Here is a 23,557-nt window from a genome sequence, read left to right as displayed (position 1 = left end):
TTTTAGGAATTCTGCATTGCCGGGACATCTTCTGGTGGAGGCGGACGTATTGCTGAAGAGGAATATAATGAGCTGTTCTTGTATAGCTCTGATAATTTTTCAGGTGATAATATAGAAAAAAAAGTAAAATCTTTATCCTGCTCAACTACAGGTTGGAAAGGAGTCAATAAGGTAGGATTCTGAATGAGAACTGTAGTAATATTTCCGTTCTTTTTGAAAAAGGTAAAATATTGGTCTGTCCCAGAAGAAAAATTATAAGTGGCAACTTCTTCGGTCATTACAATTTTTTCAATTTCCGGCTCTGGTCTAGGCATCTGCTTTTTAACCTCTTTGATACTGTGAGCCATAGATATTTCCTCATTTACTGTAAAATCTAAAGTATCATTGGTAATATGTGTATCTGAAAAGTTTCCAGGAATCTTGACCACTTCGCTTCCACAAATAAAAGCCTCGTTTTCTACAATAACTACCGTTCCCTCATTAATATAAACTTGCCCAAAAGCATTATTGCAACACAACGATAAAAACAGCAAAAATGTAAACAATTTACTGCCCATATGAGATTTCTGGTATACATCCCATTTTATTTGTGTTATTTTCATCATTTGGCTTAGTACAAAAGGAGTCTAATCTAGACTACTTTTGTTGCTAACTTGTTTTAACACAAGATATCTTATAAAAAAAGACTAATAAAACGGCTACATAGAGGACTGTCTTAACATTTTAAATTATTTAAAACAATTCTATAAATAAGATCAGACATATGAAAAGCTTCAATTTGATAAAAATCTGATAAATGATGTTATGAATTCGGAATTAATCTCATGCAAATGAATGATGTCCAGAAAGTTAAATATTTTTTTTAAACTAAAAGAATAATGAATAAATCGAAGTTTATTTCCGAATTTCTTACAACAAACTCAAATATTTAATTAAATACGTGTGTAATTTCGCAAGGTTAAAATATGTTTCATTGACACATGATCATATTGAAAATAAGTAGTCTAGATTAGACTCCCTTTTATTGTAATTTCGTTGAATATTAATATTAAAATATTTTCAACGATGAATTTTTATTATTTTATTTCTCCCTGCAATAGATCCCGCACTTGCAGTATAAACCTAAACTTAACAGATGAAAACTTAAAGATCGAGCTTCTCTTTCCGCTGCCTTTGCGCATCACTAGTGAGGAATGGGATATAGAAAGGCAACGTCCAAAAAACATCTATCTGAAAAAACATAAGGTACTGAATGCCAAATTAGACAGGCTAAAGATCTTTCTAACGGAGAATATCAAGGAAAGAATAATGAAAAAGAAGATCATCTCACAAAAGATTCTGATATCTCATATCAAAAAATACTTTTTTCAAAAAGAAATCGAGCATCAGAAAGACGACCTTTTATTTTATGTGAAAGAATATATCGAAAAAAAGAATGGATTGATAAGTAATTCCACGATGAAGCGATATAAGGTCTTTTTACGTCTTCTGGAACGCTTTGAAGGATATATCTCCAAAAGGATATCTATTGAAAGTGTAAATTCTGATTTTGTAAAGAATTTTCTACTATTTGGAAAAAAAGAGGAATATTGCGAGAGCACTATACATAGGACCATATATTTTGTCAGAACTATCCTCAATTTCGCAGCAAGAAAAGGCATACGGACATATAGTGAAGAATTGGTAGTAAAAAAGACCGCACATCTAAAAAATATCATAACTCTTTCCGAACAGGAACTTAACAAAATAGAAGAACTGAAAGTTCCAAAAGCTTTGCAGGATGCAAAAAAATGGCTAATTATCAGTTGCTATACAGGACAAAGGATTTCAGATTTCATGAATTTTTCCAAAGAACAACTGCAATTCATCGATGGAAAACCGTGCTTATCATTTTTCCAAAAGAAAACAAAGAAGCATATATTGCTTCCCCTTCATCCGAACATTAAAAAGATCATGGAACAAAGTGAGGATGATTTCCCAAAACATCTGTCGCCACAAATCTATAACAGGCAAATAAAAGAAATTGCAAAACTGTCTGGCCTGACCGAGATACTGAGGACAAGAAAAAAGCGAGGCTTCAGAAGTCGAATAGAAAATGTGGAGAAATGGGAGGTCATGACCAGCCATGTTGGCAGAAGAAGTTTCGCTACTAATTTTTATGGGAAAATCCCCACTCCATTGCTAATCCGGGCTACTGGCCACTCGACAGAGCAGATGTTTCTCAATTATATCAATCATCAACAACAGGTAATATTACTTGGCGAACACTTTGAACGGCTAGCAGGATAACGAGATTGATAATTATATATTCAAATATACCAAAGTTTAAGTATATAAAAAATAAAGGTATTTAACTAAATTATTTATCAAATCAAGTTTAAATTATATGAAAAGCTTGATTTTGTCATGAGAAGGAAAACTAGTTTCGAATCTTTACAAAAATAAAATAACAAACAAACTGCCAACAGGTATGTAATGTTCATCAATCCTCTTTGATTACTTTAACATCTGTAAAGTGGCCTAATGTTCCAGGGCCTATCCATAACCCGATACTTCCCCGGATATCTTTACCCTGCTTCAAGTCATTCACAATCAAAGTAGGTTGAGAAGCGCCGTTAACATACAGTTTGGCCGTTTCATCCTTTACTACGATCTTTATTTTGATCCATTCCGCAGGCACAATGTCGACATAGGCTTCATACTGTTCCGGTGTTTCCTTTCGTAATTTTTCCCAAGGGTATCCCGGAATAGAAATATACTGACTGGAATGGTTTCTTCGTACCTGGTCGTTCGCCCGGCCATTGGTAGGGCGCAAATAGAAAACCTCCATCTTGGAAGCGTCCAAAGCCGCCCTGAATGCAATTCCTACAAACCCACGCGCTGTTTCTCCGGCATTAGCAAGTGTCTGCCCGGAAATCGTTGCTTCAATAATACCATTATGAAAATCAATATCCTTTAGGATTGCAAGTGTTTTGTCCCCATTAGCCTGCCCCTGTATTTCCAAGGCTAAAGCATTTTTACCTTTAAAGTTAGATTTTTCGACAGCTACCTGAAACGGAATGACATCAGATGGAACGATTGTCTTGTTTTGTGCTTTTAGCTGCAAACCAAATACTAAGCTTACCACTAAAATCAATAACAGCCTTTTAGTCATATGAAAATAATTTTTCAATATTTTGATCCATCTAAAATAAGGAAAATATTTAAGGGAATGATACTCTTCTTTGACATAAGATACCACCAAAAAATATATTTACAGTCCAATAGATGAAGGTAAAAACCCTCAATTACTAAAAAAAATAAAATTCAGGTAAATAAAAAAACATATACTAACTTCACCACAACAAAAACAGCCGTTATTAAAAAAACACCATCAACTTCCAACCAATCAACGGCTGGAGTTGGAATAAACAGTACAATTAAGATCGTAATTTGAAATAATTATTCTTCTAACTTTCTGATTGCTTTCAACATATCAATTCCCTTTCCCAAAATGGGTTTAAAGATATCGCCTTTTTCTTTCAGTCGGTCTAATGAATTATGAATATTGAAATCCGTGGGTATGAGTCCATTTTTAACTTCTTCCCATTCTAAAGGCATTGAAACCGGCGCACCATTTTTCGGACGGAGGCTGTAAACACTTGCCAGAGTCTGCCCTCTTCTATTTTGAAGATAATCCAGATAAATCTTATTCTTATCTCTTTTTTGAAGGCTTCTTTCCAAGGTCGTCAAATCTGGTAATCTTTGCTGAACCATCTGCATCAAAAGATGTCCAAAATCTTTAACCTGCTCGTATGAGTATTTTGCATTCATCGGAATATAAATATGAATCCCTGAACTGCCCGACGTTTTAGGATAACCATCAACTCCTGCCAGGTCCAGAACTTCTTTCACAGCCTGAGCGGTTTCTATTACATCTTCAAAAGAGTTTTTTTCAGATGGGTCAAGGTCAAGAACGAGATAATCCGGATTGTCTGCTTTTTTGACCCTGCTGGTCCAGATATTCAATTCGATGCAACCAAGATTATTAAGATAAGCCAACGTTTCTTTATCGTTGCAAATAATGTAATTGATATATTTGTCAGAACTTTCCGAAAAGACCTTTTGCGTTTCTATCCAGTCCGGCGTTTCTTCTGCGGCATCTTTTTGGAAAAAACTTAAACCTTTGATACCGTTAGGATAACGGTTCATAGATTGCGGACGGTCTCTCAGATGTGGCAAAATATATTTTGAAATGCTTTGATAGAAGTCTATCACATCACCTTTTGTAATATCATCTTCCGGAAAATAGATCTTGTTCTGGTTGGTCAGTTTCAGTTCCTGCTTTCCTATTTTCTTTATCAGATCATCTTTTCCGGTTCTTTTTTGGGGTTCCGCTTTTTTCATAATCTCTTCTTTTTCTAGATTCTCAGAATTAAATTCTACATTCTGAGGTTTGATGTCATCCCTTAGCCTGAGGAATATCGGATGCCTGTAAATAAAATCCTTTGTCAGTTCCGTGAACTTGATCTCAGCAACCAGTTGCGGTTTTATCCAGGTAGCTTTGGTATTGGTTTTAGGCGTGATTTTAAATACCGGTTTTTCTGTGATCAGGGGTTGCATCTTATCATAAATCTCGGAAAGTGATCGATCATTAAAACCACCGCCCGTGTGGCCGCAAAATACCATTTCACCATTAAGATATTTCCCCAGGATCAATGCTCCGAACTTTTTCCTCGAGCCTTTTGGTGCAGTAAATCCACAAATGATCGCTTCATCGCTTTTATGGATCTTGATCTTCAGCCACTCTGAACTTCTGAGATTCTCTTTGTAAGTACTGTCTGTCTTCTTGGCAACAATCCCTTCCAATCCCATATCTTTAGCAGCCTGGAAAAATTCTTTGCCATGTTCTAGAACGTGGTCACTATATTTGATGATCTCATTTTCTACTAAAGCCTCTTTCAATAATTCTTTTCGTTGCAGATAAGACAGATCCTCCGTTGAATGTCCATTCAGCCACAACAGATCAAAAACTTGAAAGATCAATGCAAGATCCGGGTTATCACCAATTCTTTGGAGCCATTGGAAGTTAGGTTTTCCTTTATCATCATAAGCGACAATCTCACCATCAAGAACCATCGGATGTTCCTGCAACTTAAATGAGTTCGTTATTTTTTTGAATTTCTGAGAAAAATCGATACCATTTCTGGAGTATAATCGGATCTCATCTTTGCTTAAGTCAGCAATCGCGCGGTAGCCATCCCATTTGATCTCAAATGCCCAATCCTTGTCATCAAATGCTTTATCAGAGACTTTACAAAGCATTGGCTTGATAAATTCTGATAGCTTTTTTTCGCCGGAAAGTGCCGGTGCATAGTTTTTATAATGCTTCAGGCTTTCGGCGGAAGTATTTTTTTTTTACCTTCTTTCTCTTCGAGATAAGCGGTTACTTTGGAAGTTTTTAAAGTATGGTCCTCAGCATTATAATCTTGATCAACGGCAAATATATCCTTATGTTTGATAAGCAGCCACGCATTTTCATCTTTAGAATTTTTGATTTTCACCAATGCAAATTCGCCTTTCAGTTTTTTTCCGTGAAGAGTGAATTTCAGTGACTGCTTATGAAGTTCCGCACGCATTACAAGATCGTCGCTTTTTCCTTCTATTTTTTCGATTGGCTCATAAGTTCCCTCATCCCATATCTCGACTTCACCAGCACCATAATTACCTTTTGGAATCGAACCTTCAAATGTTCTGTAAGAATACGGATGGTCTTCCACCATCATTGCCAAACGTTTGTCAGAAGGATTTAGCGAAGGGCCTTTTGGAACTGCCCAGCTTTTCAGAACCCCCTCCATCTCGAGACGAAAATCATAATGGAGCCTCGAAGCAGCATGTCTCTGAATCACGAATCTCAGTTTCTTTCCACTCGCTTTTTCTTTGCCTTCCGGTTCAGATGTCTCTTTGAAATTCCGTTTTTTATTATAATCTTCTAAAGCCATTTCTTATTTTTTTTAAGTACTATCCTGCTTTCTTCTTACCTTTTTCCAGACTGGCCTTCAACATTGCCATCAGGTCGGTAGCTTTACCTTCCGGTTCTTTAACCTCCGCCAGTTTTATTTTTTTACCTTTTGCTTTTTGTTTGATAATTTTCAAAAGGTCTGCATTGTAAGTATCTTTATATTTCGTAGGTTCAAAAGTTGTTGCCAAAGATTTGATCAGCTGCTCTGCCATTTTCAATTCAGCAGGTTTTGGCGCACTGCCTGATGGGATCTTCAAATCCTCAAAATCCCGCATTTCCTCAGGATAACGCATTCTGTTGACCATTAATATCTTATCTTCATAAGGACGAATAAGGCAGAGAACCTCTCGTTCCCTCAAAACAAATGAACCAATGCCAGCCATTTTAGTTTTGGTCAAGGCCTTTAATAATAATTTGTAAGCACTTTCTCCATTCTTCTGAGGTTCCAAAAAATAAGGCGTTTCAAAAAATGCCGGATCAATTTCAGTTTCTTTTACAAATTGAGAAATACTTAAAACTTTAGATTTCTCAGGACTTGCGGCTTCAAAATCCTCATCATTCAGAACGATGTATTTATCTTCGATTTTGTAACCTTTTACGATGTTTTCCCAAACCACCTCTTTACCTGTTTTTTCATTGACACGCTTGAATCTGATATTGCTCAGATCCTTACTGTCCAGCATATCAAGATCAAGAGTGCTTGAATCCGTTGCCGAATATAGTTTGATAGGAATATTGACTAGTCCAAATCCTATTGCTCCGTTCCAAATTGCTCTCATATCGATGATTTTTAATTTAATAGAAGTAAGGCAAACACACAATTCACTTGTGCAATAAATATTCCATCATTTTCCCAGTACTTTATTTGTAAGTTTTACGTCAAACCAAACCTGCTTTTTCCATTGGTTCATTTATAGCAAAAATCCACAGTATTACCGGAAGCAAAAAGATCAAAAGGATAAATTATTCTGAAAATACTTTTACATCAGTTCCTATAAGTCGATATTCAAAGATCTACTTCATTTCCCGAAACCGGATCGGGGTAATTTGCATATTTTTCTTGAAGAAATCATTAAAGTGTGTAGCTTCTTTGAAACCTAGTGAATAGGCGATTTCCGAAACATTCCATTCGGTATGCCTGAGTAAAATTTTCGACTCGTGTAATAAGCGCCCGGCAATAATTTCCGAAGTTGTTTTTTTTTAACCTCTTTCACGGCTCTGTTAAGATGATTGACATGGACCGAGAACTGAGTGGAAAATTCTGACGGTGAGCGAAAGTGTATCCGCTGCCCCACATCTTCGATCGAAAACTGACGCTCTAAAAGTTGGAAAACTGATCATGTAAATATAAATCTATTTTTAAGATTTGTTAAGCGAATGTCTGGCAAACACTACTAATTTTTTTATACTGCGCCAACTCGCAAATGATACTTCAATTGCCTCTTCTGCTGTAAGACTTTTTCTTTGGGTAGCCAATCTACATAAAATAAATAGTAAATCTTATAAGCTCTTGTCCAGAAAATCTACTATTATTCTGCCAACTTCCTGATGAACTTCTGTCCTGTCAACACCTTGTGGGTCTTTAAAAAAGATCGCTTCATCTGGGCTATATTCTTTTAATTTTGGTAGAAAAATATAATGACCAAGATTCCTTTTAAGCACTTTTATCTGTGATGTAGGAATAAAGCGATGATACTTAATGGCATTACTTTTTATTGGAGTAATTGTATCACCTTCAGTTCCAATGATAAGGACCGGTGCTTCTACGTTAAACTGGTCTTCGGTAGAAAAACCTAATCCTAAGGCCGGCGAAAGTGCAACAAACGCCTTGACCCTATCATCTTTTAGAACCTTTGGTATCTGTTTACAGTCGATCTTATCAATGAGCTGAGTTAGGTCTCCCATTTCTGGGACATTCAGTTCCTGTTTTCCCTGTTTGTTTTTAGCTGCTTTTTTGAACAGAGAGCAGTCTAATCTGGCCCCTGCCAAGGCCAATGATGTATATCCACCAAGTGAAAAGCCCACCACTGCCAATCTGTTGTGATCTATTATATCCGAGAAATTAGGATCTTCCAAGAGCTGATCCATCACAAACGAAATATCCAATGGCCGCTCCCAATATCTCACAAAATATTCAGGGATTTTGTTATCTGTCGTATTTCCAAAATGATCGACCGATGCTACTATAAATCCTTCTCCTGCAAGTATGTTTGCCAGCCAGTTTAAGCTAAACCTGTTACCTCCAGTGCCGTGGGACAATAGAACCAACGGGTGTTTTCGGACTACAGTTTTAGAAATATCAAATATTTCTTTACTATTTTCATCAACAAGATTCCCTGGGTACCAGATCTCTGTTAGGAGCAAACGATTCCCTCTTGAAACATCAATGTATCTTTTAGAAATTTGGTTGAAATTCTTAATTTGTGCTAGTAAACAGGAATAAGTTGAAAGAAATAATAGTATTGTATAACCGATTTTTCTCATATAGTAGTTATTAATATATTATACTGACAACTTAAAAGCTATTTTTATTACTTCTGAAACAAACAAATTCTCCTAGATGCTACTTAATCAATTGAAGATGAAATAAGAACGATAACAGAATCAATGCCCTTTCTTACCTCATCCAAAACGTTTATCCAAAAAAAATTACAATTTAATTTGCCCTAGACTTTTCATCAAACGTCACCTGCCGTCCTCCTGTTTTTACTTTGCGGTTTCCAAAGTTATAAGTCAACGAAACAGACAGGTTTCTGCCATCATAATAGTTATCAAAATAATGGGTAGAATCCACATAGTAGATTTCACCATGGCTTCTGGCCTGCCTGAAAACATCAGAGACATAGACATTCATCAGGAGGTTCTTGTTCATTAGACTTAATTTTAACCCTGTCGTAAAGTTACCGACAAAGTAGGAATAGGTGTTGCCTATACTTGAAGGCAGGCGAAGCCAGTAGTTCATTAGGAGTTGAACGCTTTTATCTTTGGTCAGAGAGAAATTGTTCCTGACTTCAAAACTGGTACTGTTTCCTTTTCTGGAGGCGGCATCAGTGGCAAATACCTGTGTTTTCATATAAGAGAGATCTGCGGAATAGTTAGCTTCCCAAAAGTTAAAGAAGGTATCGGAATAATTCAAAGAGATGCCTGTACTGTTTTTGTTGAAGAAGTTATAAAAATTACTGGTCTTGTTCTCACCTTCCAGGATAACCAGCTGCGCAAAGGCATTCAGTTCCCTCTGGAAGTAGGTGGAAACAGAAAATTTACCTTTATACAGGTATGACAATTCAAAATTATGATTAACGGATGGATTGAGGGCAGGATTTCCAGAGTAGTACGAATTGATGTTCGTGTACCAGCGGAATGGATTGAGCGCACGGAAGCCCGGCCTGTTGATCCGTTTGGAATAATTGAGGTTGAACGTATTGTTGTCATTGGCCTTGTAGGTAAGGTAGGCCGTTGGAAAAAACTTGCCATAGGAATTCTCTGAGCTTTGTCCGGATGAAACAGAGTTTCCTCTGATGGTGGAATATTCATACCTAAGTCCGGCTTTTACGGTCCATTTTTCGCCAAGCTGTCTTTCCATTCCTACATATGCGGCATAATTCTTTTCATTGTAATTGAAAAGATCACTTTTTAGGGGATCGGTCACATAATCCTGACCGATAAGGTTTTTGTATTGCAGATCTGAATTGTTATCGAAATTAGTGATTTTGACCCCTGCTTCTGTCTTGGCAAATTCAAACGGCAATGTGAGGTCGGCCTGACCGGAATAGATCTTGTAATCCAATTCAGACGGAGTTCTCACGACATAGGAATTAGCAGAATTATCTTTGGTGGTAAAATCGATATTGCTGCCCGGTGTGTTGGAGAAATAGTTACCAGTTACGCTAAGCTTATTGCTCCGCTTTCCGAACTTGACATCATAATAGGCACTTGCCGTGGTCTGCTTATTGTCATTGCGGTGTTCCGCATAGGTCAACAAGGTATTCGTGTAGTTTTGACCCTGGAAATAATCCGAAGTGTTGGTGATATCCATTCCTGATCTTCCGGATCCGTAGTCAAATACAAATCCAACACTGGAATTGCTATTCATCTCATAATCTGAACTGAAGTTAAGGCCTGTGCCTTTCCAGAAATCCCTCCTGTCATCAGAACTATGCAGGCCGTCCGAACCGATGATCCTGTAATTTTCATAGGAATGTTTCTGGCTGTCATATTGCCTCAGCTTTAATGAAGACCTGAGCTTTTCATTCTGGTAGTTCACTGTGGCAGAATTCGAGTTCCCCGTATAAGTGGTCTGAAACAGACTGGTGGTCAGACTGCCGTTCCAGCCCAGGTTTTGATTTTTCTTCAGAACAATGTTGATGAGACCGCTGTTTCCCTGCGCTTCATATTTGGCCGGCGGCGCTGTGATGACCTCTATTTTTTCAATATTTTCTGAGCGAAGGCTTTTTAGATAATTGATCAATTCAAATCCGGAAAGGTTCAACATCCGCTCATTGACCATCACTGAAACACCGCTTTTTCCGACCATCGTTATCCCTGCATTCTCATCTACCTTGATTTGTGGTGTGGCGTCCAATGCTTGTATACCGTCCATCCCCTGAGAGGCCACAGAATTGGACAGATTGAAGATCAACCGGTCCGCCTTTCTCTCGATCAGCTTTTTCCTGGCCGTCACCGTTACACCTTCAATTTGCCTTTCGTTTCCATTTGTGATCAAAAGGTCATGATCTATATTACCATCAACCTTTATTTCTGCCTGATAGAGCGTCTTTCCTTCATATATGCATTCGATGGTATAGATTCCGTTTTCAGCCAGTCTCAAGTTAAAATAACCCTTTTCATCTGAGATCGTTGACTGTTTGTATTGATTCTTTCTGGCAACAATCTCTACGTAAGAGATCGTATTTTTTGATCTTTTGACCGTTCCGTTGATACTCTGTGATAGAGCGAATAAGGGCATCAGCAGTAAAACTGACGACGTTGTTTTAAGCATGGTTGTCATTTTAGTGGTTGTTCTATAATGACAATCCTAAGCTGTCTTTTATTACATGCAATAGTGTCTGCTTACAACATGCAGCAAAAAATGATACAGGTATCTTCGTTTTCTAAATTTTTTCTATTATAATTTTCCCAATGAAACAGCTTAATCGTAAGTACAACGATATAGGATATCTTGAAGGAGTTCAAATATCTCTTTTTTAAAGCTAAATATTTATGGTTCCAACCTTCATCCGATGTTGTTTTTTCGCAAAAAAGCATCGATTTAACCGGATCGTCAAATCAATGCTTCGATAGGTTGAAATTATAAATGCTATGCTTTATCGCTAAATACCTTTAGTGATCAAACAGTTGGTGATGCCCCACCATCTACAGAGATATTAGCCCCTGTGATATATTGGCCTTCTGATGAAGCAAGAAAAGCCACCATATTGGCAATCTCTTCGGGCTCTGCCATTCTCCCTATAGGCACGCCAACTTTATCGACTATACTTTGGAAGGATTCCTCAAAAGTAGTTCCTGACTGCTGAGCAATATTTTCAATGAAATCATTCATTAGCGGCGTTCTCACGACACCCGGAGAAACCGTGTTCACTCTGATGCCTTTAGACCCAACTTCATTCGCCAATGCTTTGCTATAAGCATTCAATGCAGCCTTAGCCGATGAATATGACATGGTCATTTCCCAGATGGGTTGTTTGGCCGCTCCTGTGGATATATTGATGATAATGCCCTCTTTCTGTTCTAGCATAGCAGGTAATAGTGCTTTGTTCATACGAACTACTGACATGAAATTGAGTTCCCAGTCTTTGAACCAGTCCTCATCTTCCAATGTATTAAATCCTCCGCCCGGACTTAAATTAGCTCCGGCATTATTAACGACAATATCTATCTTACCGTACTTTTCCAATACCTCTTTTGCAATTCTCCCTGCACTGTCTGCCCGAGTTAGATCTGCAGCTATAAAATGATAGTTGTTATAATCATCCTCTGATTTGCTACGTGCTGTGATCACAACGGTCACTCCGTTTGCACTCAATTTATCAGCAATAGATCTGCCTATTCCTTTCGTACCTCCTGTCACTAAAGCTATCTTTCCATTTAAAGAATCATACATAATTGATAATATTTAAAAATTAAGTTGCAAATCTATCTCCATTACTTTACTTTTGCAAGTAGTTACACGATTGTATACTATCAACATTTTTGTAACTTTTATTGACAATCAAATAGTTATGGACAAAGAAAATATTGAAAAATCGGAAAATAAATGTGAACTTCAGAAAATCCTTGATATTATTGGGGGAAAATGGTCCATGTCAATTATTTATGCTCTTATTTCTGATAAAAAACGCTTTAAAGAGCTGGAAAGAATGATTCCGGGAATAAGCACAAGAATGCTGGTGAAGGAATTGAAGAATATGGAAGAAAACGGCATTGTAACCCGTACAGCTTTTGCGACTGTTCCGCCAACCGTTGAATACAATTTGACACCTAAAGGAAGGAAATTGGAACCTATTATCAATGAACTTTATAAATGGGGGTTAGAACATATCAATTAGTTACAAAATTATGTTGTTTGATTAATACATATTGTAAAATTTATTGCTGATAAAAAAACCTTCTTTTGCAAGAAGGTTTTTCTTTGGTCAAATAAATGTAATTAAGCTTTTGCCTTATCTCGTAAAGCTTTAATTTTATCGTGAGAAGTTTTTAAACCTTGTTTTTGTCCGCGAAGCAAAACCTTGGTTTCTTCCATAACGTCTTCATCCTCGATGGCGGTCTTGTAAGCTTTTTGTGCCGCATCTTCACCTGCTTCACAATTACTTAGTACAGAAGCCCTATCATTCACTGCCAGTGCGGATCTAACATCCATCCAAACTCTGTAGATCTTTCCGGCAGTAGTTGTACCTTCTTCTGTAGAACCTCCATATTCGTGCACCTTCTGCTGCAGCGCATTTTTGTATTCCTGGCTTTCCGTGACCATACTGCTGAAAACCGTTTTCAGATCAAAATGTTCATCATCCTGTAATTCGTCAATTGCCTTTTTGTAGCCTTCAATTCTGTCATTGTTGATTTTGATGAGGTCATTCAATGCCTCAATACATGCATCGTGATTCATAACTTTTATTTTATATTAATAAATTGGTTTGGGCTTTCATGATTACAAACACCGTTCCGATCTGGAACCCATACAATTTCATTTGGTATATATACCATCATAGAAAAGGAAGAATGATTTTCTTCACATTTATTTAAAGTTGACGTAAAACTATTGGTGCAGGAAACCTTTATTTTAGGAGATTTAAGATGAAAAGAACGATATTGTCATTTTTACTTCTTGCGAACACACTTCTATCTGCTCAAAAATCTACGCAGATAGCATTTCTTTCAGATGTTCATTTTCAGGATCTGTACGGACTATTTTCAGATAACAATTTTAGGGGAATCATTAATCAAAAAACAGGAAAACCAACCATTTTGAGAACTATGGACTCTCAACTGCATTCCACAAGGATCTTTAACGAAAACTATTTTGCCTTTCTAAAAGCTTTAGATGACATTGCTGCAAAGGGAATTAAAATCGTTGCGATGCCTGGTGATTTTTCAGATGACGGGCAGGCATACAATCTTCGTGGACTACACAAGATACTTGAACAGTACCATCAGAGATTTGGAATGAAATTTTACCTTACAACGGGAAATCACGATCCAGTTGGGCCATTTTGTCAAGATGCAGGGAAAGATGATTTTTTAGGGGAAGATGGAAACCCACTTGGTATTTACAGCAAAGAGAACATCGGAAAAAGCTCCCATAAAATCATCAGCAAAGACATTGCAGAATCCGGATACCTGGAGATTCTGGGCGAGTTGAAGGATTTCGGGTTTTATCCTAAAAAAGATGACCTATATTGGAGTACACCTTTTGATCAAGTTGCATTTCAAGATTATTCTTATAACAAAGCTATGCAATCTGCCGATTATTCAAAAAGAATATATGAAGTATCTGATGGATTTTCTGTCCCGGATCTGAGTTACGTTGTAGAACCTGTAAAAGATGTTTGGATGATTGCCATTGACGGGAATACCTACATTCCAAAAAACACAAGCGGAAAACCGGATGATGCTTCAAATTACAAAGGAGCAAGTATTGGGTATAACAACGTTCTGACACACAAGCAGCATTTGATAAAATGGGTAAAAAAAATCGCCGGAGAAGCCAATAAAAATCACAAAACCCTGATTGCATTTACACATTATCCAATGATTGATTTCAACGATAATGCAACAGGAGAAATCAAAAATTTGTTGGGTGAAAAAAAATGGCAATTGGAACGTTTGCCTCAGGAAGATGTTGCAAAGGCCTTTGCTGATGCAGGTTTACAAATTCACTTTGCAGGGCATATGCATATTAATGATGTAGGAACCAGGAAGTATGGGGACAATATATTGGTGAATATCCAGGTCCCTTCTTTGGCTGCATATCTTCCTGCCTATAAAATTCTGACCATTGAATCGTCAGGTAAAATGGAAGTGCAGACTGAAGTTCTGAACGATGTTCCACATTTTGATGATCTTTTCCCATTGTATGAAAAAGAACATAAGGCGCTAGAAAAAAGTAACATAAAAAAGCTTTGGAATAAAGATATCCTAAAGACTAAATCCTATCATGATTTTATGCTTTTTCATCTGAAAGAACTCGTCCGCCTAAGAATGATTCCAAACGATTGGCCAAAAGATCTTATAGAAAAAGCGGCAAAACTAAATGGCGAAGAACTATTGTTTTTATCACTTGATCTAAGTGGCAAAGATGCAAAAAAATATTTGAAACAAAAAGATATTAAACCGAAGAAATTCAAAAATTGGATGTTTGAAGACCTGATTTTGGATCTATACAAGTTTCAATCTGCCGATGAATTGGCTAGAAAAGACATTCCAAAAATGAGATCACAGCAATACCAGATATTAGAAAAACTTTTTGAAGTTAATAAATCTCAGAATCCTTTTATCATTCAATTAAGATCTGTATTCAAAATATTGAACCTCTTATCAAACGGAGATCCTACCGATCACTTCGAAATTGATCTGGAAAAACAAACTTTAAACAGAATTGAAGATTAATTCAAAATCACAAAAGACCGTCAAAATTTAACGGCCCTCTCAGTATAAATCTAATTGAAAAAGTTATTTTAGGATGATATGATTTTTTCTTTCGTAGGAATTGTTGTCAAAACTAATTTTATATTTTGACTCGAAAAGCTTACTCGGCAAATAGTAATCGGTCGTAATGATCTGAGCACCGCTTTCCTTTGCCTTTTCGAATCTGGAATAATCCTCACTTCTGGCCTCCATCGTATCTGCATCGGCTCTCGTGCGTACAATATAGCCTTGTTTTACTAGATCTTTTATTTTAGAACTGTCCTTTTGAGGTTCATTTATAAACAAAATCGCTGATTCCGGGGTTCCTGTTGTCGAATTAGTAAAGATCATTCTGCCTTTCAATGATGGATGATCCTTTGCGTATAGATCCCTGTTCTCACCGTTGTTGTCCAAGACAAAAACAAACTTTCCTTTGGCATCTTTCACTTTCGGCCAATTCTTATGCAGGACAGCCTCATTCAGCGTTTTGTAAGACCCTGTGATGTCATCTGGGGTAATGATCTTATCTTTTCCCAAATAGTTTTTCAGTTCATTGTCCAGGTCATCGAAAAGCTTTGACGTATAATGTTCAGGCTCAGTACCAAATTTGTTGACCTTTCCATCCTTTGGCTCCAAAGTAATAAAAACAGGATTGTGGCCGGGATGTGAATCTGACCATTTCTTCAAATCTTTAAGACAGTCTTCAAGCGTATAATACCAGGTCTGATAATCGATATCTGTGATGTGGATCATCTTGTAGCCTGGCTTTTTCATTTTGCCTTCAGGATCAAAGGCCTGTGTCGTTTTCACAAGGTCCAGAATTTTCGGATGCGCATATTTTCCTCCTTTACTGTCTGCGTACACATCGATTTCAAGATTCCGAAGCCCAAGGTCCAGCTGTTTAGGAATTGGAATATGTTCATATTGTATTCTCGGCAAAAAATTCATAGAATCTTTTTGGGATAAATATGCGTAAACCTCCGGGAGAATTGCCTTTTTATATGAATTGTGAGAACCTATCACCTGTATCTCGTTGATCTTCAGATCATCAAGACCTTTAGCCTGTGACCAGAAAATACTGGTTGATGATAAATATAACGCAAGGAAAACTAACCTTTTCATTTGTCAAAGTTTATGAAAGCGAAATTAGGAACTCCGCATTTCCTGAAGCTTATCAGTTGTATTAAGTGTTTTTTAAGATATTGTGAATAACGAAAAACTCATGCGTATAAATGATTAAAAGTGAATATTATTCATTTTTTTATAAATATAAACTGTTATAAATTATTTATTTTAACATAATATTCTGTTAAACTGACTTTCCTCTAAACAGATTTACTTTGTATTCTGAAATATAAAATTAAACGTTTGCTTTAAAAATAAAAACCACTGTTGCGGGAACAACAGCGGCTTTTTACTAAGCAATGTAATCTTTAACAATTACTTTACTTAATGACATGTACCACAAAATTAATTTATTTAAATTTAAAAAGCTAATTCCTGTAGCAATACTTTTTTTGGTGGCAAACCAGGCAAGTGCAGAAGAGCTTAATGCAAAGTATCCTGTTTTTTTGCAGGTGAACGAGACAATTATCGGAAAAGTAGTCAATCAGAATGGCTCTGCCGTAGAAGGCGCAACTGTTACCGTTTTAGAAACCGGAGTTACCGCAACAACTGATGCATCTGGTAATTTTACAATTTCTGCCAATATCGGACAGACAATTTCCGTTTCATATGACGGGAATGAACAACTGGTCAAAATTGCAGGCAGTACTGTTTCTGTCAAGCTACAGTCCAAAGACACCACTATCGCTGAAGTTATGATTGTAGGCTACGGTTCACAGAAAAAAGCCGATTTGACAGGAGCCATAAGTCAGTTAAAAGCTGAACAGTTCAAAGAAGGGATGAATATCTCTGTTGATAATCTGATGCAGGGGAAAATTGCCGGTGTGCGGGTTGTTCAGTCTAGTGGTGAGCCTGGTGCCGGCGTGAATGTTTCCATCCGCGGAATTGGCTCTGTGAGAAGTGGAAGTACGCCACTTTTCGTAGTAGATGGCGTTCCTTTGAGTAACGATGCTGTGAGTGCCGCCAGCCCTAATGTAGGTCTTGGAAATACTCAGGCAAAAAATCCTTTGAACTTTTTGAATACTTCTGACATCGAATCCATAACGGTTTTAAAAGATGCTTCTGCTGCTGCGATCTATGGTGCAAGAGGCTCCAATGGTGTTGTTTTGGTAACAACCAAAAGAGGTAAAAAAGGTGAACCAATGTTTACTTATGATACCTATTTAGGCTATTCATCAGTGATCAAAAAATTAGACCTGTTTTCAGCAGGTGAATACAGGAATGCCCTTCTGGACAAATCTTACGATCACGGTGGAAATACAGATTGGCAGGACGAAATATACAGAGTGGCAGCCTCTCAAAATCATTCGGTTTCATTTTCAAAATCTACAGATACAGGTAGTTATTTTGCTTCAATGTCGCATATGGATCAGGAAGGGATTGTTCAAAACAGCAGTTTCAAAAGGACTACAGTACGTGTAAATGCCGAAGAATCTTTTTTTGATAATAAACGTTTGAAAGTGAAAGTAAATCTTACAGCAAGTGATATCAAGGAAACCGGAATCCCGAATGGTGCAAACGCAGGATCAGACGGCCAAGTGATCATTCACGCTTTGATGGCAAATCCGACACGTTCTGTTTATGATGCAACCGGAAATTACACCAATTTCAACATGAATGCACATTATAATCCTTTGTATCTGTTAAGTGTTTATAATGATAAAACCAACACTTTCAGAGTATTAGGAAATACGGAAGCAACGTTGAGATTATTATCGGGACTTAATTATAAATTAAATCTTGGGATTGATAAAACAACGTCCGAAAGAAATACAACAATGTTTCCAAATATTACGGACAGGACACCAAAAGGCTCGTATATACAGGCAAACCTAGATTCTTATAATGTGCTTTTGGAACATTATTTAACATATGACTTTAAGCTTGACAAAAACAATTTCAGCATATTAGGCGGTTTCTCTTATCAGAAATTCAAATCTGCAGGAACTTATTTTGGAGTGAGAAATTTTGCTGCCCAGGGAGACGCAATTCCGCCAGAGATCAACCCGGGATATTCTGGTGAAGCCTTCATCCCAGGTGCCGGATATGCGCAGGAAAACGAATTGCAGTCTTATTTCGGGAGAGTCAATTATAATTTTGATCAAAAATATTTGTTAACTGCTTCCATTAGAGCTGATGGTTCCACACGTTTTGGAGATAACAACAAATATGGTTATTTCCCTTCTGTTGCTGTGGGCTGGACGATTTCAAATGAAAATTTTCTGAGAGATTCTCAAATCGTAAATGAGTTAAAATTAAGAGGTAGCTGGGGACAAACCGGAAATCAGGAACTACCGAACAAAATTACTAAGGCAAGTTATTCACTCTCACAGTCAGCAGGATACTATTTATATGATAATTTGAATCTGATCAATGGCGTAGGTGTGCTCAGAACCGCATTTCCTGATTTGAAATGGGAAACAGTAGAACAGTCCAATATCGGTGTAGATTTTAGCTTGTGGAATAACAAATTATATGGATCATTAGAATACTACAACAAGGCGACAAAAAATGCCATATTGTATATCCCAACACCTGCATTGAGTCCGACAACTCATTGGTTTAGAAATTCTGATGGACAGATTGTAAATAAAGGTTTTGAATTGTCTTTAGGTTCAGATATTATCAAAACTGAGAATTTCACATGGAACCTTGACATAAATGCTGCGACTGTAAAAAACCTTGTGAAAGATCTAAGTGTTACAGACATTACTTCTGGAGAAGTTTCAGGGCCTGGACTTTCTGGCGTGACTGCCAATATTTATAAAAATGGTTATGAAGCAGGTTCTTTCTATATGCTGAATTATATTGGTATCGATGCGGATGGAAAATATATCTATGAAGATGTAGATGGTGACGGACTTATCGGGCAGAAAGATAAAAAGATTTTTGAAGGTCCTATTCCTAATTTAACTTTTGGGATTAATTCGTATATGAAGTACAAGAAGATTGATTTTGGATTCTCTTTCATCGGGCAGACTGGTGGTTATCTTATCAACAACACTGCTCTGAATTTGAACATCAACAACTTGGCGTCAGACAGAAATGTTTTGAAAAACTTCGCCGATTCTGGTGCAAGTCCAACCAATCAGCCGCAGTTATCTTCTTTATATCTTGAGAAATCAGATTTTATCCGATTGAATAATGTAAGACTGGGATATACTTTTGATATCAATCAGCTGAAATGGATGAAAAGCCTGAATCTTTATATAAGTGCACAGAATCTATGGACGATAACGAATTATACAGGTTATGATCCGCTGATTGACACCAGCAAACCAAGTGGAGGAAACCAATCTTTGGGTATTGATTACACCACTTATCCTTCTGCAAAAACGGTATTATTTGGAGCAACTGTTAAATTTTAATTGAATTAATTATGAAATCTAAATTTTTAAATATAAATAAAGCTGTATTGGCATTTTTAACTATAGGATTAATAGGCTGTACAAATCTCGATGAACAGGTAATAGATGAAAATCTCGGTACAGAAGGTGGCGCTCCTGAAAGCGCTTTGGCAGCAGCTTACGGACAATTGGGAGATGGTACATTTGTAGATCACGGAAGCGTTTTCGCTTTACAGGAATATTCTACAGACGAAGCACTTTTGCCAACAAGAGGAAGCGATTGGGGAGACGGTGGAAAATGGAGAGCAATGCACGAATTCACTTGGGACTCCAACAACGATGTTGTGAAAACAACCTGGAATCAACTGACCCTCGGGATCACAAAATCTTTAACTGCAATTGGCAGCATCGAGAAAAGTACCGTTTCAGATAAGGCTCTTTTCCTTGCTGAAGCGAAGGTATTATTAGCTTTCTACACTTATAATACGTTAGAGATGTATGGCCAGGCACCTTACAGGAATCCTCATAATATTTATGCACCGATAGAAATTAGAAAGGCAGATACTTATATTGATACTTTAATCACCGAAGTTGAAAGTTTAATCCCAAATTTGGCAGACTTCAAAGCGCAGAATACGCACGCTGGAAGATTTACAAAGCAGGCAGCCTACGCTTTTCTTGCAGATATGTATCTCAACAGAGCAGTTCTGAAAAAAAGAGATGCAGCTTCTTTTGATTTCACAGAACCAGCTGTTGGAGGAACAGGAAATGACATGGATAAAGTGATCGAGTATTCCAACCTGATCATCAACTCTGGATTTTTCAGTTTAGAATCCAATTATTTTCACAATTTTGACATCAATAACGACAACAGCAAGGAGATGATCTTCTCCATCGTTCAAAAGAAAAACTCCAACAGAAATGCTGACAATGATCTGGCTTATATGTCAATGGAAAGAATCCAGAAACCTTCACCTGATAACAGAGGGACAAACGCCTCCTGCATCACGCCGGAATTCTATAATTCCTGGAATGGCAATTTTGATGATCCGCGTTTCCACAGATATTATCAGTATGAAGATGGAACCTGGTTCAAAAATGACGGAACAGACGTAAGTGTACCGTCGACCAGCAAGGTGGAAGGAACAGGTAAACCCTGGTTCCATTTCAACAGGGGTTTGCAAGTTGGACAGCAATATGGGCCAAAACTCCTTGCCACAGGAAACTTTGAAATGACAGCAGATAACAGAATAAAAGTTACCAAATTATTCACTGAGAAAAACACGACACTTGCTGTAGATTTCACACCGGAACTTAATTTTGATAAACCATCAGAAGCTGTATTTACACAGGCCCAGATCAACAGAGGCGTAAGAAACTTCAAGTTTGAATTCGATCCCGGTTATGGTAACAACGGGACAAGCGGAATGGATGTTCCTTTGTATAGATTGGGAACAATTTATACGATGAGAGCAGAAGCCTACTTCAGAAATGGAAATATAATGGGCGCTTTGGCAGACATCAATATGCTGAGAACTTCCAGAAAGCGTGAGGCTCTGTTTAATAATGCTCCGGGTGTTGCAATCACCACTGTGGATGCCAATACTTTACTGAAAGAATCAGGCTACGAATTGTATTGGGAAATGTACAGAAGAAAAGCGATGATCAGATTCGGTAAGTTTGATCTTGCAGGAACGGCGAAACCTGCTTCTCAACCTTATAGAAGGATTTTCCCGATTCCTCAGGCAACGCTTGATGCATCGAAAGAATTTAAACAAAACCCAGGATACTAAATTTCTTATTGTTCTAGTTAAAAGAAGCAAAAAAGCGGAGAAAAATCTCTCCGCTTTTTTGCTTCTTTTAAGTTTATAGGATCTTTAAGTAAATATCAATATATAATAAATTATCCTGTTTTTCGGTAGTTTTCTCAGAAACAAAATCATAAATCTAAATCCTCAAGGTATTGATTGAAATTATGCTGTAGCAATGACAATATTTTCTGCAAATAAAACAGTAATTAATTATAAGCGAGACCTTTGCGAGTCGGATGACATTTTTTCATGTTCAATGATATAAATATGACAATTTGATATATAATTATGGTCCATTGGTGACAATTTTTTTAGCAATTTTCAGACGGTATATTATTTGTGTTTGTAAAATTGAGATCATTTAAAATTATTGTTTAACTTTTAAAATTTGTTTGTTATGACAACAATCGTGAAAAGAACAAACGGCAGTTTACTCCCTGCCGATGCACGTTCAATGTTTGACGATTTTTTCAATCGCGAACTTTTTAATTGGGGTAATAATAACTTTTCTGCTTCTCGCACAACACTTCCATCCGTTAATATCAAAGAGCTTGAGAAAGCTTTTGAAGTGGAAGTTGCAGCACCGGGAATGCAGAAAGAAGATTTCAAGGTCACACTTGATGGCAATCTGCTTACCATTGCTTCTTCCAAAGAAGACAAGAAGGAAGAGAACAGCGGCAACTATACCCGCAAAGAATTCAGCTATCAATCTTTCCAGCGCAGCTTCGAACTTTCAAAAGATGTTGATGACGACAACATTGAGGCCAAATATGAGAATGGTGTCCTAAGGCTTACCATCCCAAAAAAAGAGAGTGCCCTGGCACAGTCTTCGCGACTAATCGAGATCAAATAATATTTAAAGGTTTTCCGGATGTCCGGAAAACCTTTTATTTCAATAATTATTTTTTGTAGTTGAGAGATTATGAATGCATTATTGTGGTCTATCTGTATATTATGCCTTACACTGCTTATCTTAAGCTTTATACTGAAACGCTTTGATCAGCCTTACCTGATTGCCTACATCATTGCCGGAATCTTATTGGGTCCACACATTACCGGTGTATTTTCTAAAGTGGAAGAAATAGAAGTGATAGGCGAGTTGGGAATTTTGTTGCTGATGTTTTTTCTGGGTTTAGAGATCAACATTCCCAATAAACGGCATCTGATCATCAAACCTTTTATCGCTCAAGGTATGAAGGTGCTTCTGGGCTTTGGTTTCGCCACACTTATCGGATACTTTCTTGAACTTGATCTTAAAAGTATCACGCTGATAGCGATACTTTTCTTTTTCAACAGCACGGCAGTTGTCACCGAGTATCTAAAAAAATTCAATCTTTTAAATACAGGTTTTGGTAGTACCATCTTCAACATACTGCTCTTACAGGACATACTCTTGGCACCGGTCCTAACGTTACTTAACGCCTGGGGCGGCGAAGAGGTGACATTGTTGAACTCTATCCTACCTTTGTCGTTTTGTATTGCCATATTCTTTCTGTTCAAAAAGATCAGAAATGTGCGGGAAATAAAATTACCGGATTTTTTCAACAAAATACTATATGACCATGACCTTCAGCTTTTTATTGGTTTGCTGATATGTATGGGATTCGGACTGCTGGCAGATCTTGTGGGGTTAAGCAGTGCATTGGGAAGTTTCATAGCAGGTGTGCTGGTAGGAAAACTAAAGGTTTTCAACTGGCTTGAGCATTCGCTTACCTCTTTCAAAGTTTTCTTTGTTGCGCTGTTCTTCGTATCTATCGGCTTGAGGCTGGACCTCAAGTACTTTTTGGACCATAAAGACATCGTCCTCATAGGAACTCTTTTTGTTTTGATCAGTAACAGTCTGATGTCAGCAATCATCTTCCGTCTTTTAAAATATGATTGGAAAAATAGCTTGTACGGTGGTGCTTTACTGTCTCAAACGGGAGAATTTGGAATTCTGGCACTGACCATAGCCTATAAAACAGGCATAATTCACTATGACCTGTACAAATCCGGTCTGGGAATTACGTGTCTTACCCTACTTTTTTCGACAATATGGATCGCAGTGCTTAGAAAAGTGATCAGTAGAAATACCGTGGTCTCCTCCAAAATCAGGACGATTCAAAAGTATAAAAACTATTAGTAATGTT

The 23,557-nt window shown here is 37.3% G+C and carries 18 protein-coding genes; 7 read left to right on the top strand and 11 right to left on the bottom strand.

Features of this window, described 5'->3' with window-relative positions; genetic code table 11:
• Positions 1-2: 2 nt before the first annotated feature.
• On the bottom strand, positions 3-605 hold the full coding sequence (locus tag BLT30_RS15335; protein WP_139166684.1) for a hypothetical protein: 603 nt from the start codon (positions 603-605) through the stop codon (positions 3-5).
• 460 nt (positions 606-1,065) lie between these two features.
• Between BLT30_RS15335 and BLT30_RS15330 the strand changes: the two genes are divergently transcribed.
• Positions 1,066-2,289, top strand: coding sequence for a phage integrase SAM-like domain-containing protein (locus tag BLT30_RS15330; RefSeq protein WP_089874452.1), 1,224 nt, complete (start codon positions 1,066-1,068; stop codon positions 2,287-2,289).
• A gap of 193 nt (positions 2,290-2,482) precedes the next feature.
• Here BLT30_RS15330 and BLT30_RS15325 read toward each other — a convergent pair whose 3' ends face one another.
• The 8 genes from BLT30_RS15325 to BLT30_RS15285 all read right to left on the bottom strand — a co-directional run bounded on the left by BLT30_RS15325 (position 2,483) and on the right by BLT30_RS15285 (position 12,122).
• Complete coding sequence (locus BLT30_RS15325) at positions 2,483-3,154, bottom strand: hypothetical protein (protein ID WP_089874686.1); 672 nt, start codon at positions 3,152-3,154, stop codon at positions 2,483-2,485.
• Between the two features lie 287 nt (positions 3,155-3,441).
• On the bottom strand, positions 3,442-5,304 hold the full coding sequence (gene ligD / locus BLT30_RS15320) for a DNA ligase D (protein ID WP_089874451.1): 1,863 nt from the start codon (positions 5,302-5,304) through the stop codon (positions 3,442-3,444).
• A 65-nt stretch (positions 5,305-5,369) separates the two neighbouring features.
• Positions 5,370-5,981, bottom strand: coding sequence for a DNA polymerase ligase N-terminal domain-containing protein (locus BLT30_RS15315; RefSeq protein ID WP_089874450.1), 612 nt, complete (start codon positions 5,979-5,981; stop codon positions 5,370-5,372).
• A 19-nt stretch (positions 5,982-6,000) separates the two neighbouring features.
• The gene (ku, locus tag BLT30_RS15310) at positions 6,001-6,780 is read right to left on the bottom strand and encodes a non-homologous end joining protein Ku (RefSeq protein WP_027383902.1); all 780 of its coding nucleotides are present in this window, start codon (positions 6,778-6,780) and stop codon (positions 6,001-6,003) included.
• 235 nt (positions 6,781-7,015) lie between these two features.
• Positions 7,016-7,183, bottom strand: coding sequence for a helix-turn-helix domain-containing protein (locus BLT30_RS18515; RefSeq protein WP_221405603.1), 168 nt, complete (start codon positions 7,181-7,183; stop codon positions 7,016-7,018).
• Positions 7,184-7,501: 318 nt separating this feature from the next.
• Positions 7,502-8,365, bottom strand: coding sequence for an alpha/beta hydrolase family protein (locus BLT30_RS15300; RefSeq protein WP_175487214.1), 864 nt, complete (start codon positions 8,363-8,365; stop codon positions 7,502-7,504).
• Positions 8,366-8,657: 292 nt separating this feature from the next.
• Positions 8,658-11,009: an outer membrane beta-barrel family protein gene (locus BLT30_RS15295; protein ID WP_089874448.1), complete on the bottom strand. Its 2,352-nt coding sequence runs from the start codon at positions 11,007-11,009 to the stop codon at positions 8,658-8,660.
• Positions 11,010-11,348: 339 nt separating this feature from the next.
• Positions 11,349-12,122, bottom strand: a complete 774-nt coding sequence (locus BLT30_RS15285) for an SDR family oxidoreductase (protein WP_175487213.1) — start codon at positions 12,120-12,122, stop codon at positions 11,349-11,351.
• A 118-nt stretch (positions 12,123-12,240) separates the two neighbouring features.
• Between BLT30_RS15285 and BLT30_RS15280 the strand changes: the two genes are divergently transcribed.
• Positions 12,241-12,567, top strand: a complete 327-nt coding sequence (locus BLT30_RS15280) for a winged helix-turn-helix transcriptional regulator (RefSeq protein WP_089874445.1) — start codon at positions 12,241-12,243, stop codon at positions 12,565-12,567.
• Positions 12,568-12,668: 101 nt separating this feature from the next.
• Here the strand turns inward: BLT30_RS15280 and BLT30_RS15275 are convergent, their stop codons facing one another.
• Positions 12,669-13,127: a PA2169 family four-helix-bundle protein gene (locus BLT30_RS15275; RefSeq protein WP_089874444.1), complete on the bottom strand. Its 459-nt coding sequence runs from the start codon at positions 13,125-13,127 to the stop codon at positions 12,669-12,671.
• Between the two features lie 188 nt (positions 13,128-13,315).
• Here BLT30_RS15275 and BLT30_RS15270 point away from each other — a divergent pair, with 188 nt between their 5' ends.
• Complete coding sequence (locus BLT30_RS15270) at positions 13,316-15,127, top strand: metallophosphoesterase family protein (protein ID WP_089874443.1); 1,812 nt, start codon at positions 13,316-13,318, stop codon at positions 15,125-15,127.
• Positions 15,128-15,190: 63 nt separating this feature from the next.
• Here BLT30_RS15270 and BLT30_RS15265 read toward each other — a convergent pair whose 3' ends face one another.
• Positions 15,191-16,267 (bottom strand): phosphatidylinositol-specific phospholipase C1-like protein, encoded by a 1,077-nt coding sequence (locus BLT30_RS15265; RefSeq protein ID WP_089874442.1) that lies wholly within the window; start codon positions 16,265-16,267, stop codon positions 15,191-15,193.
• Positions 16,268-16,665: 398 nt separating this feature from the next.
• Between BLT30_RS15265 and BLT30_RS15260 the strand changes: the two genes are divergently transcribed.
• The 4 genes from BLT30_RS15260 (at position 16,666) to BLT30_RS15245 (ending at position 23,550) form a co-directional block, all read left to right on the top strand.
• Positions 16,666-19,638: a SusC/RagA family TonB-linked outer membrane protein gene (locus tag BLT30_RS15260; RefSeq protein ID WP_245707192.1), complete on the top strand. Its 2,973-nt coding sequence runs from the start codon at positions 16,666-16,668 to the stop codon at positions 19,636-19,638.
• Positions 19,639-19,649: 11 nt separating this feature from the next.
• Positions 19,650-21,410, top strand: coding sequence for a RagB/SusD family nutrient uptake outer membrane protein (locus tag BLT30_RS15255; protein WP_089874440.1), 1,761 nt, complete (start codon positions 19,650-19,652; stop codon positions 21,408-21,410).
• Between the two features lie 415 nt (positions 21,411-21,825).
• Positions 21,826-22,281: an Hsp20/alpha crystallin family protein gene (locus BLT30_RS15250; RefSeq protein ID WP_089874439.1), complete on the top strand. Its 456-nt coding sequence runs from the start codon at positions 21,826-21,828 to the stop codon at positions 22,279-22,281.
• A 69-nt stretch (positions 22,282-22,350) separates the two neighbouring features.
• Entirely contained in the window at positions 22,351-23,550 is a 1,200-nt protein-coding gene (locus tag BLT30_RS15245; protein ID WP_089874438.1) for a cation:proton antiporter, read from the top strand.
• Positions 23,551-23,557: the final 7 nt, after the last annotated feature.

The sequence above is a fragment of the Epilithonimonas hungarica genome (assembly GCF_900102265.1).
In the GTDB taxonomy this organism is placed as follows: Bacteria; Bacteroidota; Bacteroidia; order Flavobacteriales; family Weeksellaceae; genus Epilithonimonas; species Epilithonimonas hungarica.
Note: the sequence above shows the minus strand (reverse complement) of the source record. Positions and strands in the feature narration are given on the sequence as shown.